This window comes from Hoeflea sp. BAL378, assembly GCF_000759435.1.
Taxonomy (GTDB): Bacteria; Pseudomonadota; Alphaproteobacteria; order Rhizobiales; family Rhizobiaceae; genus Hoeflea.
On record NZ_JRJG01000049.1, the window covers coordinates 17577 to 32671 of the forward strand.

The 15095-nt window shown below is 63.5% G+C and carries 13 protein-coding genes; 6 read left to right on the forward strand and 7 right to left on the reverse strand.

Annotated elements, in window-relative coordinates:
* Window positions 1-49: 49 nt before the first annotated feature.
* The 6 genes from LL06_RS12765 to LL06_RS12790 all read right to left on the reverse strand — a co-directional run bounded on the left by LL06_RS12765 (window position 50) and on the right by LL06_RS12790 (window position 6714).
* On the reverse strand, window positions 50-2323 hold the full coding sequence (locus tag LL06_RS12765; protein WP_244447122.1) for a N,N-dimethylformamidase beta subunit family domain-containing protein: 2274 nt from the start codon (window positions 2321-2323) through the stop codon (window positions 50-52).
* Entirely contained in the window at window positions 2316-2645 is a 330-nt protein-coding gene (locus LL06_RS12770; RefSeq protein ID WP_035527204.1) for a hypothetical protein, read from the reverse strand. The genes LL06_RS12765 and LL06_RS12770 overlap by 8 nt, the downstream gene beginning before the upstream one ends.
* 63 nt (window positions 2646-2708) lie before the next feature.
* Window positions 2709-3752, reverse strand: coding sequence for an ABC transporter substrate-binding protein (locus LL06_RS12775; RefSeq protein WP_052161517.1), 1044 nt, complete (start codon window positions 3750-3752; stop codon window positions 2709-2711).
* Between the two features lie 135 nt (window positions 3753-3887).
* A complete protein-coding gene (locus tag LL06_RS12780) occupies window positions 3888-4697 on the reverse strand; it encodes an ABC transporter permease (RefSeq protein WP_035527206.1) in 810 nt (269 codons plus the stop codon).
* Window positions 4694-5497: an ABC transporter permease gene (locus LL06_RS12785; RefSeq protein ID WP_244447124.1), complete on the reverse strand. Its 804-nt coding sequence runs from the start codon at window positions 5495-5497 to the stop codon at window positions 4694-4696. The genes LL06_RS12780 and LL06_RS12785 overlap by 4 nt, the downstream gene beginning before the upstream one ends.
* A gap of 110 nt (window positions 5498-5607) precedes the next feature.
* Complete coding sequence (locus LL06_RS12790; RefSeq protein WP_244447123.1) at window positions 5608-6714, reverse strand: ABC transporter ATP-binding protein; 1107 nt, start codon at window positions 6712-6714, stop codon at window positions 5608-5610.
* Window positions 6715-6990: 276 nt separating this feature from the next.
* Here LL06_RS12790 and LL06_RS12795 point away from each other — a divergent pair, with 276 nt between their 5' ends.
* The 4 genes from LL06_RS12795 (at window position 6991) to LL06_RS12815 (ending at window position 11423) form a co-directional block, all read left to right on the forward strand.
* Window positions 6991-8232: an aspartate aminotransferase family protein gene (locus tag LL06_RS12795; RefSeq protein ID WP_035527208.1), complete on the forward strand. Its 1242-nt coding sequence runs from the start codon at window positions 6991-6993 to the stop codon at window positions 8230-8232.
* Window positions 8233-8658: 426 nt separating this feature from the next.
* Window positions 8659-9948, forward strand: coding sequence for a 3-oxo-tetronate kinase (otnK, locus tag LL06_RS12805; protein ID WP_035527213.1), 1290 nt, complete (start codon window positions 8659-8661; stop codon window positions 9946-9948).
* Window positions 9941-10612 carry a class II aldolase/adducin family protein gene (locus LL06_RS12810; RefSeq protein ID WP_035527215.1) on the forward strand — a complete coding sequence of 224 codons (672 nt, stop codon included), beginning with the start codon at window positions 9941-9943 and terminating at the stop codon, window positions 10610-10612. The genes otnK and LL06_RS12810 overlap by 8 nt, the downstream gene beginning before the upstream one ends.
* Before the next feature lies 1 nt (window position 10613).
* On the forward strand, window positions 10614-11423 hold the full coding sequence (locus LL06_RS12815; RefSeq protein ID WP_035527217.1) for a shikimate dehydrogenase: 810 nt from the start codon (window positions 10614-10616) through the stop codon (window positions 11421-11423).
* 7 nt (window positions 11424-11430) lie between these two features.
* On the opposite strand, the gene LL06_RS12820 is transcribed toward LL06_RS12815, so the two are convergent.
* On the reverse strand, window positions 11431-12147 hold the full coding sequence (locus LL06_RS12820; protein WP_035527220.1) for a GntR family transcriptional regulator: 717 nt from the start codon (window positions 12145-12147) through the stop codon (window positions 11431-11433).
* A 461-nt stretch (window positions 12148-12608) separates the two neighbouring features.
* Here LL06_RS12820 and LL06_RS12825 point away from each other — a divergent pair, with 461 nt between their 5' ends.
* Together LL06_RS12825 and LL06_RS12830 are read left to right on the forward strand one after the other, a co-directional pair.
* A complete protein-coding gene (locus LL06_RS12825; RefSeq protein WP_052161520.1) occupies window positions 12609-13484 on the forward strand; it encodes a transketolase in 876 nt (291 codons plus the stop codon).
* 2 nt (window positions 13485-13486) lie between these two features.
* Window positions 13487-14467, forward strand: coding sequence for a transketolase C-terminal domain-containing protein (locus LL06_RS12830; RefSeq protein WP_035527221.1), 981 nt, complete (start codon window positions 13487-13489; stop codon window positions 14465-14467).
* Window positions 14468-15095: the final 628 nt, after the last annotated feature.

Below are 15095 nucleotides of genomic sequence, written 5' to 3' on the forward strand. Positions count from 1 at the left end.
AAGTCCCCCATTTCTGGCGGGATGAATGAAGATTTCTTTGCCACGTTGCTTACCCGGGGATGTTGAACGGAGCGGGATCCAGAAAACGGTCTGTCACTCGCCGCGTGATGGTTCGGATATCGTTGTTGTAGTCGTTGTGACTGAGGGAAAGAGCGTAGGAGATCGATCCGGTCGAGAAGACGGCCCCGCCATTCGGCGTCTCGAAGAACACCATGTCGGCCCGCACGAGGTTGTTCTGCTCGCCGTCCAGCCCGTGCGACATTGTCCTGATCTCCTCCAGCGTCGGCAGGGCACCAGGCCCGAGCCCATGGGAGGTGGCGATGATCAGGGAATGCTCCGGCGTTCCGAGATCGAAATCCGCCCGGTCCGTCTCGATACCGACGGCGCCGCCGACGCGCGCCGCATAGTCGCCGATCGGCGTGTCGTCCGAAATGCCTTCCAGGATATAGGCCACGCGGGGATCCCGCGCATCCGGCGTGGTCATGTAGTAGCCGGCGTGGTCATAGACCGTCGCATCGAAGCCAACGCCGACCAGGGCCTGGGGCGCGAAGCCGCTGTGCCGCCAGAGCGCGCCTGGCTCGCCCGTACCCGCCAGATGGACTTCGCCCGATTGCGACTCCCATGTGCGGGTGCCGGCCATTCCACGGCGAACTTCGAGCACCTGCGGCGCCTGGGGATGGAAGGCGCAGCGCCAGTAGAACGAGTTCGCGCCGAGGCAGAGATGCCGTCCGCCGGCATTCTGGTAGGCCATCAGCGCATTCATCATGTTGAGCGTGGAATACTCTTCATGGGTGGGCGTGATGATCGCCTGGTAGGGTTTGAGCGCGGCAAGACCCTTGCGGTCGATCTCGACGTCGGTAATCACGTCGTAGTCGATTCCCTCCTCCTCGAGCCAGTCAAGGATGTGGGTGTCGTGGACATAGTTGAAGGGATTGGCCCGCGGCCGCATGTTGAAGATCGGGCGCAGCCAGGAACTGTAGCAGCGTCCGGAGCCGTCGATGTGATTGTCGTAGGTGGAGTTGGCGAACTGGGGGTTTTCCGCCAGGTAGACCTCGTCGAGCGACAGTTGCACGGCGTGCTCGATCAGCCCCTGGAAATGCACATGTTGCATCCGCAGCGCGCTGTTGGCGTAGGCCAGGTAGGTCGCGACAGACGCAACCACCGCAAGCTTCGCGCGAGGCGAATGCTCGGCAGGGGTGATGAAGAAGGGAATGAAGGTTTCTGCGGCAACCGTTTCCGACGGAGCGGCTTCTGTGCCGGGAACCCTGAGCCGCAGCGCGTAGAATCCCGTCTTCCAGTTCTCCGGCACCGACAGCGTGAATGTCGGCTTCCAACCGCAATCGTAGAGATCATCGGAGTGAAAATGGATCGCTCCATACTCCTGCGGCGCAAGACGCCAATCATGCACCTTTCCGCTCCAGCAAACGCCTGTCACGGCCCGGCGCGGCAATTGGTGCAGCCTCCCGTGCAGCGCATTGGTGGAAAGGTCGGTTACCGCCAGGGTGTCGATCCCGACCGAGAAATCCCAGAAGGCGAGCAGGCTGGACTCGGCGCAACCTGTCCGCTGAGTGGGGTGAAGGGCACGCAGGTCGCTTGCCGGCATCGGCTTGGACACGATCCGGGCAGCTTCGATCTTGCCGTCGAAGAAGCCCGCATAAGCGCCCTGCTTCGGGCTGAGATGGTGGGCTCCGATCAGGAACGGCGTTCGGGAATCGAGCTCCGTCCCTGCCTCCACGGCGAAGGTCTCCGTCGTGAGACGCTCGGGGACGCAGCCCTCTGCAAGCTGCCACTGGCAAAGGGTGAGGACCCCGGTCCCCGCATCGAACGAGGCCGAGACCCAGTGCCAACGGCGCTCCTTGAGCGGCTTTCCGGTCTTTGCGGTAAACGCGGTTCCCGATCCGGTGCCGAGCTTCATCGTCAGGCCGTCGGCCTTGCTGATGCCCAGCAAGTAGCCCTTGCCGTCGACCTCGGACCATCGCGACAGGATTGTCTGCGTTTCCGGGGTTATCCGCGTCGGCCAGATGTAGCATCCGATCGACCACGATCCGGCGAGGGACAGCGCGCTGCCGTCGTTGACGACAACAGCCGATCCGGGCACGACGGGCTGGTCGTGGCATGCGTGGACGCCGGATATGGCCGACTCGACGATCTCGTATTTCAGGCCGGGCGCATCGACGTCGGCGCAGCGAAGCCTGACGACTGACACCTGGACCGCGCTCTCCTGCGAGCTGATGTGGAACGTCACGTCCTCACCCAGGGCGACGCTGATCGTGTCGGGATAGCCGAGGAACAGGTTGGTATTGATCGGGATCATCTTAGACATCGAGCTTGCTTCCTGAGATCTGCTGCCAGCGAAGCGTGAATATGTGCCGCTCGGCATCCGCGAGATTGTCGAATTCCACGTCCTCGAAGCGGACGACCTTCTGGCCTGGCGCCGCGGGAAGCCGGCCAAGCTGCCAGCGGCCCGGCCCCAGAACGATCAGCACATGGCGCCCGGCGACAGGCCCCCTGCGCATGAAGTTCAGCAGCTTCCAGAGATCGGGGCTGTAGGGTCCCATGGGATTGGCCAGGAATTCGCGGGCCAGATCCGTTCGCTTGCCGTCGAAGCTGAACTTGATCGCGTTCGGATCACTCGTGTGGTCCATGATAGTGGGTCTCGCGTTTGAGGTGATCGGCCGGGGCCGGCATGGGCCGGCCCCGGAGTGCGCTTACTGGGCGATCCACTTGGTCCAGCGGTCGCGCAGTTCGGCCCGGTTCTTGCCGATCCATTCGAAATCGGGGACAACCATCTTGGCGAAGTTTTCCGGCGCCGTCGGATAGAGAACCTGCTCTTCGGGCGGCAGCTTTTCGAGGCCGCCCCGGCTGGACGTGGCATAGTTCACCGCCCGCATGAACTCGGGATGGCCATCGGAATTGGCATAGAAGAAGTCGATGTATTTGAGTGCGGCCTCAAGGTTCGGCGCGTCCTTCATGATGGACATGATGCCGGCGTCGCGGATCGTATCTTCCCAGACCATCGCCCACGGCTGTCCTTCGCGCACCGTCGCCAGGGCACGGCCTGAATAGCCGATGATCATCACGACTTCCTTGTTGCGCATGATCTGCTGCATTTGGTTGCCGGTCTTCCACCAGACCGCCACGTGCGGACGGATCTCGTCCAGCTTCTTGTAGGCCCGGTCGAGATCGAGCGGCCACAGGTCGGCGGGCTTGACGCCGTCCGCCATCAAGGCGATGGCGGGCAGCCACCAGTCGCGGTCGCCGGTATCCGGTAGCCCGCGGCCCCCGGGAAACTTCTCGACATTCCAGAAGTCCGCCCAGTTCTTGGGACCCTCGGGAAACACTTCCGTGTCGTAGGCAATCATCTGCGCGCCGATCGTGCGGACGACGCCGTACGGCTCGCAGCTTCCCGGCAGTCCGTTCTTGACGACATTGGGCAGCGCCGCGCAGTCGATCTCGTGAAGGATGTCCTTCTTCTCGATCAGATCGCCACCGGTGGCGGTGACGACGTCGTACTCCATCTTGCCGCTGCGGGCCATCGCCTCGGCTTTCGCCCACTGGTCGGGCACCTCGATGTCGACCGGCACGACCTCGATACCGGTGGCCTCGGTGAAGGGCTTGTACATGTTGGCCTCCAGCGAGTTTCGCATCAGGCCGCCGGTCGTGGCGATCACGACTTCGTCTGCGGTTGCCGGAAGGGCAGCGGTCACGGCGAGGATGCAGCCTGCCGCCAGAAGCATTCTTGGGTGTCTCATGTTGTAGTCTCCCCTTTTTTGAACAGAGTACCAGTTGTCCACTGCGCATATTCCGTGCGCGGCAGTTCGAAGCGGGCAGCGAAGAGCGGTCGCTGTTCCCCGAGATTCGGCTGATTCCGGATCAGCGGAATTCGTCTATTTCATCTCGTCAAACCGAGGCATGGTGCGGTTCTCCGCCGCTTTGCGAAGGGCAGCGGCTCCAATCAGGATGAGGACGGATATCCCGGTCAGCAGGACTGCGATGGCCGGGATGATGGGCGTGAGGTTCTGCTCGATATCGTCGAACATCATGCGCGGCAGTGTCTTGTCGCGAATGCCTGCCAGGAAGAAGGTGACGACGGGCTCATCGAACGAGATGATGAAGCCGAAGAGCGCCGCCGAGACGACATTGGGCAGGATGAGCGGGAGGGTGACCAGGCGAAACGCCTGGAACCGTGTGGCGCCGCAGCTCATCGCCGCATCCTCGAGTGCCGGGTCGACGCTGAGCAGGGCAGCCGAGACCGTGAAGACGACGAAGGGAAGCGCCAGCACCGTGTGAGCAATGATGTAGCCCGCGAGCGTTCCGCTCAGGCCGACCCGCTCGAAGAAGAGATAGAGGGCGACGGCAAGCGCCACGTGCGGCACGACAATCGGCCCGATCAGCAACGCCTGGAACAGGGAGCCGAGCGCCCCGGCGCCGCGCACCAGCGCGTAGCTCGCCATCGTGCCGATCACCGTGGATGCAATCGCAGTCGCCACCGCGATCTGGAAACTGAACTGAAGGGCCTGCATCCAGAGGCGATCGGAAAAAAATCTCCCGAACCAGTCGAACGTGAAGCCCTTCGGCGGGAAGACAAGATACTCCGTCTCGCTGAACGCCATGGGCAATATGATCAGGATCGGGACCAGGATGAACACCAGGACGGCGTAGACATAGGCGTTGAGTATCAGCGTGCGCCCGTTCATTCGTGTGCCCCCATCATGCGATCGAAGCGAAAGACCCGGCTGAAGGCGAGGGTTATCGCGGTCACCAAGAGGCTCAGCACGCCGACCAGCGCCGCCGCGAACGGCCAGTCGAGGAATTCCCGCAACTGCTGCGAGATCAGCGTGGAGATGGTCATCTCCTGGGGCGAGCCGAGAAGTGCGGGCGTGATGAAGTAGCCGAGAGACGACAGGAAAACGAGGATGAAACCCGCGACAATGCCTGGCATGGCAAGCGGCAGCGTCACCTCCCAGAAGGATCGATTGGGGCCGGCGCCGCAGATCGCCGCCGCGCGTCCGAGTTCGACGGGAATGTTACGGAGCGCGCCATAGATCGGCAGCACCATGAACGGCATCAGGACATGGCTCATGGCGACGATGACCGCCCCTTGCGTGTACAAAAGCTTGACCGGCGCATCGATTATGCCGACGGCCTGCAGCCCCTGGTTGATGAGGCCATTGCGCTGGAGCAGCACCGACCATGCCGCGGTTCTGACGAGCACCGAAGACCAGAAGGGCAGCAGGATGCAGGCGGTGATGAAGGCCAGCTTCGGTCCGCGAGACCGCGCCATCAGCAGGGCGACAGGCAGGGCCAGCATCAGCGACAGGATGCTGACGAGCAATGCCAGTCTCAGGGTTCTGAGAAGGACGGTCGCATAGATGGGATTCTCGAATATCCGGACGTAGTTGGTGATGCCCGGCTCGGGTTCCTGCACCGAAATCAGCAGCAGGCTCAGGAGGGGATAGAGGAAGGCCACAAAAATCAGCGCGAAGAACGGCAGCATGAGAAAGACGATCGCCGCCTGGGACAGCTTTCTGCCGCTGGCCTCGAAGAAGCGCACCGGTTGCGGGTGCACTGCCAGGTCTGGGGCGGATGAGGCTGAGATCTTCTGCATCACGCCTGTCTCGGATAGATGAGAACGGCGTCCGCCGGGAACCTGATGCCGACCCGATCGCCTTCTCTGATCGCTGAAAGATCGGCGCTCCCCTTGCGCGCACGGATCGTGCCGCCGCACGCCATCGACGCTATGACCAGCGTACCCGCTCCCGCGTAGACGACATCATCGACACGGGCGGACGCCGTGCCCGGAGTGCCCTCCGGCATCACCTCCACGCGCTCGGGACGAACGGTGAGCATGACAGGGCCTGCCGCGACGTCGTCGATGACGGCGGATGACGGCAGCGCCATGCTGAAGTTCTTCGCGAACGTCACTTCCGTGCCGTTCCAACTCGCCTCGATCATGTTCATCTCGCCGATGAAACCGGCGGCAAACAAGCTGGTGGGCCGCTCGTAAAGGTCGCGCGCACCCGAAATCTGCGCCACCCGCCCGGACTGCAGGATCGCCACACGGTCGGCCATGGTAAGGGCTTCGCTCTGGTCGTGCGTGACGAAGATTATGGTGATGCCGAGCTCGGAATGGAGGCGCTTGATCTCCAACTGCATCTCTTCGCGCAGATTCTTGTCGAGCGCGGACAAGGGCTCATCCATGAGCAGGAGCTGCGGCTCGTAGACAATCGCCCGGGCCAGGGCCACGCGCTGCTGCTGTCCGCCGGAAAGCTGCTTGGGCATACGCTCGCCGTATCCGCCCAGGCGCACGACTTCCAGAGCCCTCGCCGCGCGGCGCCGGCGCTCGTCCTTGGCGATACCGCGCATCTTCAGCGGGAAGGCCACGTTGTCGAGGACGGAAAGGTGGGGGAAGAGCGTGTAATGCTGGAAAACCATGCCGATATTGCGCTTGTGCGGCGGCAACCGGGTACAATCCCTCCCTCCGATCAGGATCTGGCCGGAATTCGGCAGCTCGAAGCCGGCGATGCTCATCAGGACAGTCGACTTTCCCGACCCCGATGGGCCCAAAAGGGCAATGAACTCGCCGGCTGCGACGTTGATCGACACGGAATCGACGGCACGGACGGATCCGAACTGCTTGCTGAGCCCCCGGATTTCCACCGGCGCGCCGCCTGCTTTGATGTGTGGCCCGCCGACCTCTCCCATTGCAAGCATGCTCGTTCCTTTCTCGAAGAAGGCCCGCAGCGGCGGCGGCCCAGAAAACTCGCCGTCACGTTACATGATATATCAAATAGAGCAAGGGCCGATTTCCGTCGGTCCATCGATTTCTGCACATAATCGTAAAACGCCGTGCTCGATCACACTCTTATGAGGAAGGGAGTGCCTTTATTTTGTTGGGCCAAGCGTTCCAGAGGGGTTGACGGGCTGCAAGGGCTTCGCTAGCGATATATCAAATATCAGATAGCGAAATCCAACATGAGAGGGTTTTACATGCATGCTGCGCCTTCACCGTCGCGCGCCTCAATCGACCAGGCGCTGCGGGAGAGATCTCAGGTCGTCATCCCGGGCGGTATGTGGGGCCACCAGCGAGCGGCTGCGGTTCCGGCAGGGTTTCCGCAGTTTTTCATGAGCGGGAACGGCGCCACGGTGCGCGACGTCGATGGCCGGGACTACATCGACTTCATGTGCAGTTGGGGACCGATCATCCTCGGCCATCGCCATCCCGGGGTAGAAGAGGCGGTTCGCAGGCAGCTCGAGCTGGGCGAATGCTTCGACGGCCCGACTGAAAACGCCGTCGTCTTGGCCGAGACCCTGGTCGGGATGATCCCGCATGCGTCGTGGGCGCTCTTTCAGAAGAATGGCAGCGACGCGATGACATCGTGCGTGACGATCGCGCGCGCCTTCACAGGACGCAGAAAGGTCCTGGTCGCCAAGGACGCCTATCATGGCGCCGTCCCCTGGTGCTCGCCGTCCCTGGTCGGAGTAACCAGCGAGGATCGCGCGCACATCATCCACTTCACGTTCAACGATACGCGCAGCCTGGAGGCCGCTGCGGCACAGGCCGGAGACGATCTCGCCGCCGTCATCGTCTCCGGATTCAAGCACGATATCGGACGAACCCAGGAATTGCCGGAGCCTGAATTCGCGAAGGCCGCGCGCGCCCTTTGCGACCAGGCGGGCGCAGCCTTGATCGTCGACGATGTCCGGGCGGGATTCCGCCTCGACCTCGGCGGCAGTTGGGAATTGACGGGCGTCAGGCCTGACCTGTCAGCCTATTCGAAGGCGATTGCGAACGGTCACGCCCTTTCCGCGGTGGCCGGCAATGACAGGTTTCGTGAAGCCGCGGCCCGGATTTTCGTGACCGGGTCGTTCTGGTACGGCGGCGCCGCGATGGCGGCATCGATCGCGACGCTGAACGAACTGAAGCGCCTGGAGGCGCCACGTTTTCTCAAGCGCGCAGGCACGCGTTTTGCGAATGGACTCCGGGAACAGGCGCAGCGCCATGGTTTTCAGCTCAACATATCGGGGCCACCCGCCATGCCGGTCATGCTGTTTGAAGACGATCCCGATGCCGCAATCGGGGAGATCTTCTGCCTGGAGGCGTTGAAGCGCGGCGTCTATCTCCACCACCGGCACAACATGTTCCTCTCCCTTGCGCACACCGACGAGGTGATCGATCGGGCCCTGGACGGCACCGAAGGCGCTTTCGCGGCGCTCGCAGGACGTCGATAGCCATGCCCCGTCCGCAAGCGAGTGCGGCGCGCTGCTCGTTTCCCCGGATCGATGCCCGTGAGGGCATCATACGCACAGGCGGGGATCGCCTGCGCCGCCTTCACGGGAGTCGACGCCTGCCTGAAGCCGGCGGGAGGATTGCCGATCTTCGCGACGGTGCTCTTGGGGCATTCCTTCTCGGCTGCCTTTCTTCTGCCGATCCGGTCTCAGCGAGAGCGATGGGAGGACGTCTGGATCATCGAGCGCGCCCTCCTCTTTCATGCAAGGGCGGCCCACACCGCACGCGCAGGGCCAGCGACCACGAATGCGCCATTCAACTCAACGCAGCTCGCCTGGGGCACGGTCCGGCGTCCGAGATTGTCGCGGAAGGCCGTGACGGAGCCGCCCGAACCCCATTGACCCACCGCTTTTGAGGAGCCGCTCCGGATGAGTCTCGTGTTTGCCGCCGTTGCCGACGACCTGACGGGCGGCCTGGAAATGGCAGCCATGCTCGTGGCGGCCGGCATCGATTGCGCTTTGGTGACGGAAGCCGAAGCAGTCGACGATCTTGACGATGTCGAGGCCGTCGTCGTCGCGCAGAAGACCAGGGTCACGCCCGCGGACGAGGCGGTGGCAAAGATGGAGGCCGCGGCCGATCGCCTCCTGAAACGGGGGGCGCGGACGATCTTCTTCAAGTACTGCGCGACGTTCGATTCGACCGACAAGGGGAACATCGGGCCGGTCTCGGACGCGCTGATGCAGTTGACAGGGGCACCCTACACCGCGTTCTGCCCTGCCTCGCCGGATCTCGGGCGAACCGTCTACAACGGCCATCTCTTCGTCGGTCGCGACCTGGTTTCGAACTCACCGAAGAGGTTCGACCCCCTCACGCCGATGACCGACCCTGATCTGATTGCGGTGCTTCAACGGCAGACCCGGCACAAGGTGGGACTGTTGGAGCGGGCGGCTATAGCGCGCGGCGGCGATGCCCTGCGGGCTGCCGTCGATGGCCTCGAGCGCCAGGGATTGCGCTATTTCATCGCCGACACCATCGAGAATGCCGACCTGCACGCTCTTGCCGAACTCACGGTCGACTGGAAGCTGATGACCGGCAATGCGACCATCGTGCGGTTCTACCCCGAGGTCTGGCGGGAGCGGGGCTACATTTCCACGGAGCCGCGCCATCGCCCGCTGCCCGCCGTCGGCGGCTATGGCGTGGTGCTGTCGGGAAGTTGCGCTGAGCGCACCCTCGAACAGTTGAAGCACTTCGAACGGTCGCATCCGGTCTTGTGGCTGGACCTGACGGCGCCCGTCAGCGCTGAAGCGCTGATCGATCAAGCGTTCACATGGGTGCAGCCTCTTCTCCAAAGCGGCAGCGCAGCGATCGCCACTTCGGCCGCACCGGAGACGGTCAAGGCGGCGCAGGCCCGGCATGGCCGCGAAGGCGCTGCCGCGCTCGCCGAACAGGTCATGGGGACGCTCGCGGCGCGGCTGCGCGACATCGGCGTGCGCCGCTTTGTCGTGGCGGGAGGCGAGACGTCGGGGTCGGTGATTGAAAGCCTGAAGGTCAGGCGCCTTACGGTCGGACCCTATGGAGGGCCGGGGGTAGGCCACGCGACGTTCGGCACCGACGACCCGATCGCGGTGTGTCTGAAATCGGGAAAACTTGGCCCTGTCGACCTTTTCGAGACGTCTCTCGCGTCGATGCAGCTTGGAAGTGGATCACAGGATGAGTGACGACAGACACGAGCGGGAACTGCGGCAGGCGCTCCTGGAAACCGTGAGGCGCCTGGAGGAGAAAGGCTACAATCACGGCAGCAGCGGAAATGTCAGCGTTCGCCTGGGCGAGGACATTCTGATAACCCCCACCGGCGCACACTCGGCCAATCTGACCGCGGAGCGCATGGTTCGTCTGCGGCGCGACGGATCGCAGGTCGGTGACGGCATCCCCTCCAGCGAGTGGCACATGCATCTGTCGATCATGCGAGCCAGGCCCGAGGTCAACGCGCTGATCCACACCCATGCCGATTGTTGCGTGGCTCTGTCGTGCCTGGGCAAGCCGATACCCGCCTTCCATTACATGATCGCCGGCTTCGGCGGAAACGATATTCCCTGCGCCTCCTATGCCACGTTCGGCACGCCTGAGCTGGCCGAAAGCGCCATTGCCGCCCTGTCGGACCGCAAGGGCTGTCTTCTGGCCAATCATGGAATGATCGTGGTGGGCCAGGATCTCGCAGCGGCCTTCAGTCTCGCCGTGAAGATGGAAACCCTTGCCCGCCAGTACATACTCGCCTGCCAGGCGGGGACGCCGGAAATCATCCGGGATGAAGAGATGCAGCGGGTGAAGATGCAGTATGCCGGCTACGGCAAGGCTCGCCTCCCGCAGCCCGGAGCGCGCTGAGATGAGCGACGTGACGGGGCGCACCCGGATCATGTTTATCCTCGCGGATCCGGTGCAGCATGTCAGGGGCTCCGCGTTCCTCAACGCGCATTTCCGCGCCCATGCCATCGACGCGGTGTGCGCGCCGCTTCACGTGGCGCCGGCCGACCTCGAGACAGCGGTCGCCGCCATCCGTCATACGCAAAACCTGTCCGGATTTGGCTGCACGATTCCGCACAAGGTGGCGATCGTTCCTCTTCTGGATCGCGTGACCGACCGCGCACGGACGATCGGGGCCGTGAATTTCGTCAAGCGCATGCCGGACGGAACGCTGGTCGGCGACAATCTGGACGCCGCGGGGTTCATCGGCGCTCTCCATGCGAAGGGCCTGAGCGCGCGCGGGAAGCGCGTTCTGCAGATCGGCGCCGGCGGCGCGGGGCGTGCGACCGCTTTCGCGCTGTCGCAGGATGGCGCCCGCCGGATCATCATCCACAACCGCGACATCCGGAAGGCCGAGCAACTGGCGATGGATCTGCGTGCCGCCAACCCCGATGTCGATGCGCAAGCGGGCCTGGGCGCGGCGGAGGATTTCGATCTTGTGGTGAACGCCACTTCGCTGGGGCTGAAGCCGGAGGACGCGCTTCCCGTCGACGTGTCGCGCGTGGGCAAGGGCATCGTCGTCTACGACATCATAGCCAATCCACCCGTGACGAAGCTGCTGGCCGAGGCCGGGCGACGGGGCGCGACCACGATCGGGGGCGGCGCGATGCTGGACGAACAGATGTCGCTCGTGACCGAATTCGTGTTCGGGGAGCAAGGGAATGCCTGCTGAGGCTGTCTTACGTTGCGACCGGCGCGTTCTGCGTCCCGCCATATTTCTCAAGGACGCGGATCAGGTTCTGGCCGCCTTCGATCATGTCGGCCTGGATTGCCTCCCGGACCTTGTCGGCCCGACGCTGGCGCAAAAACTCGATCACCCTGAGATGCTGATGGACGCCTGGATAGGTGGGCGGGGCATCTGGGTAATGAAGGTTCAGAAGCGGGCCGTTCCGCATCCAGATGTCGTCCAGGATGGCGAGAACCTCCGGCAGCCCGGAGCCTTCGTAGAGAGTGTGGTGGAATTGCCAGTTGGCGCGGACGGCGTCCGACCAGCGCCCTTCGGTTTCGGCGAGGACCAGCTCTTGATGCAGGTCGGCGAGCTTGTCGATCGCGGTTTCCGAGATCTTCGTCGTCGCGTGTTCGGCGGCAAGGCCCTCAAGAAAGAGCCGGACCGTCCGCAGTTCGATATATTGCTTCGCGGTCATGTGCGCGACGATGATGGAGCGCCCCGCCTGCAGTTCCAGCGCTCGCCCTCGCACGAGCTGCATGAGCGCCTCGCGGACCGGCGTCTCCGATACATTGAGCGCGGCCGCGAGTTCACGGATCTTGAACCGGTGTCCCGGGAAGAACCGTCCTTCCATGAGAGCAAGGCGCAGATTGCCGTAGACAACCTCGGTCAGGCTGTCGCGGGCGGCGATGGGAGACACGCCTGTGAAGTCAGGTTGGCGGGCGGACATGTTCGTCGGGCCTCTTTATCCGGATTGATCTGGCATATAATATATCGAGCGCTTGAATCAAACGTCTTTTGCTTCTTGTTTGCGCCGAACCGGAGATGGTTAGCGCGCAAGTTGCGCATATTAGCAAGTCAGAAGCAAGCCATGTCGTGGCCGGACCCGTTCCGTATGATGGATCAGCGGGTGGAAGACGAGCGCATGATCCGGACCCCGGCAGCCGCATTTTCGGCCGACCGGCTCTCCCCCCGGATGGAGAGGGACTACCCTTGCATCTTTGCCGAGACGGGCTTGGCCGGACGCCTGGGCGTTACCCTCCCGGTGGAGCATGGCGGGCCGGGAGCCGACTGCGAGCGCGCGCGAGGCGCACGCCCCCGTCCTCCGGCGCGCCCGGACCGTCGGCAGGCACTCCAACCACGGCGACCGCACGGCGGATTTCCCTCTTTCCTCCAACCATCGAGGCCCACATGAATCGAACCATCGATCCCAAGGACAACGGGTGTTTTCCTTCTGATGAGATTGTCGCAAGGCTCAGGGAGCGCGCGCGCTTCATCCGGCTCGAGACGATCAGGTTGACCGAGATCGCCAAGACCGGACACTACAGTTCGGTCTTCTCCGCGGCGGAAGTGTTTGCGGCCCTCTATTACGACGTCATGAAGCTGCGCCCGGGAGATCCCCGATGGCCGGGCCGCGATCGGTTCACCATCGGCAAGGGGCACGCCGCGATCGGACTTTATCCGGTCTTCGCGGATCTCGGCTTCTTCCCGAAGGAATGGCTGGACGACTACACGCGGCTCGGGAGCCCGCTCGGAGACCATCCGGACATGCGCAAGGTTCCGGGAGTGGACTTTTCTTCCGGGTCGATCGGGCACGCCCTGTCCAACGGGTTGGGAATGGCGCTCGCGCAACGATGGACCGGCGAGGACTATCGGGTCTTCTGCATGATGGGCGACGGCGAAATGCAGGAAGGGCAGGTCTGGGAGGCGGCATTGGCCGCCAAACACCACAAGCTTTGCAACCTGATCGCCATCATCGATCGCAATGGGTATCAGCTCGACGGGCGCGTGGACGACGTCATGACCATCGAGCCGCTCGCGGACAAGTGGCGGGCATTCGGCTGGGAGGTGCACGAGGTCGACGGGCATGATCTCGTCGCCGTCACCGAACTTCTCCGCAGGGTGCGGGCCGATTTGGAGCGCCGGACGCCCTGCTGCATCATTGCGCGAACGCTCAAGGGAAAAGGCGTTTCTTACATGGAAACGAATCCAGGCTGGCATCTCGGATATCTGGATCCGCAGGACGCAACTGCCGCAATCGCGGAAATCAACGGGAAGGAAATCTAGTCATGTCAGCGCCCCTCTCTCCCAATTCCTGGAATTACCGCGACCTGAACGCGAACAATCCCGGCCTTGATCACCTCTCCAATGGTCTTATCCACCTGGTCAAGGCGGGCCACAATGTGATGGCCGGCTCGGCGGACCTGCAATATTCGAACGGTCTGAATCGTTTCGCCGAGGCCTATCCCGACCGCTATGTGGGATTCGGCATTTCCGAGCAGAACATGGTCAGCGCGGCGGCCGGCATCGCCAGCTGCGGCGTGATCCCGTTCATAGCAACCTTCGCGTCCTTCCTCGCGCTGCTCGCGTGCGAACAGGTTCGCATGGACATCGCCTACTGCGCGCAGCCGGTCCGGATGATCGGGCATCACACCGGAATTTCCCTGGGCTTCTACGGCACGTCGCATCACGCCACCGAGGACATCGCCATCATGCGCTCGATCGCCGACCTCACGGTCGTCTCGCCGGCGGACGGCGCCCAACTCGAGGCGGCCATTCGCGCCTCGGCCACCCACGACCGGCCGATCTATTTCCGGATCGGGCGCGGGAGGGACATCCCGGTCTATGCGTCCGGCGTGGCCTTCGAATTCGGCAAGGCCTGTGTCCACTCGGTGGGCGAGGAGTTGACGCTCATCGCCTGTGGAATGGCCGTGCATGGCGCGCTGGAAGCGGCAAGGGCCATGAACGCGGCCGGGCGCTCGGTAGGCGTGATCGACATGGCGTCCATCAAGCCGATCGACAGGGACGCGATCCTGGCGGCGGCGGCCCTGAGCAAGCGGATGATGACGATCGAGGAGCACAATGTGCTTGGCGGCCTCGGCTCCGCGGTCGCCGAGGTGCTCACCGAAGAAGGCGCCGGCGTGAAGCTGAAGCGGCATGGAATCTACGACGAATACAGCCTGATCGCACCGCCGACGCATCTGTATGCGCATTACAAGCTGGACGCCGCGGGCATCCAGTCGGTCGCCGAGCAGTTTCTGAATGCGTGAGCGGCAAGTCCCGGCGCATGCGGCTGCGGATTGAACGGCTCGGTTGCGTGAGCCCCGGTTCGGGCTCGGACGCCGGTCAGGCCCCGGGGGTGGGCGATTGTCTGTAGGGGGTCACCTGGCAGGGCTTCGTTCCGGTCGCCTTCATCATCGACACGTCCGACGGCGCATCGTCGGCTTGTCGTGCCGGCCGAACGGTGCCCGCCGCCCCGCCGCCCCTGGAGCATCCTGAACTCGCGGCGCGAACCTGGCGGATCTGCGGTTTCCGGGGCTTGGAAACGCAAAAAGCCCCACGAGGGGGCTTATTGGGATTGCATTGATTGTTGGTTGCGGGGGCAGGATTTGAAGCTGCGACCTTGAGGTTATGGTCCGTGAGGAGGATGAGCTACCTCGCCAGCGGAAGCGCAGCTTTCGCGCCAGCGACGGTGGCTGCAGGTGTTTGCTGGTTGTATGATTTGGTTGCGGGGGCAGGATTTTAAGCTGCGACCTTGAGGGTATGGTCCGTGAGGACGAGGAGCTACCTCGCCAGCGGAAGCGCAGCTTTCGCGCCAGCGACGCCGGTGGTGAGTTCTGCCTAGTTTTCTGATTTTGGTTGCGGGGGCAGGATTTGAACCTGCGACCTTCAGGTTAT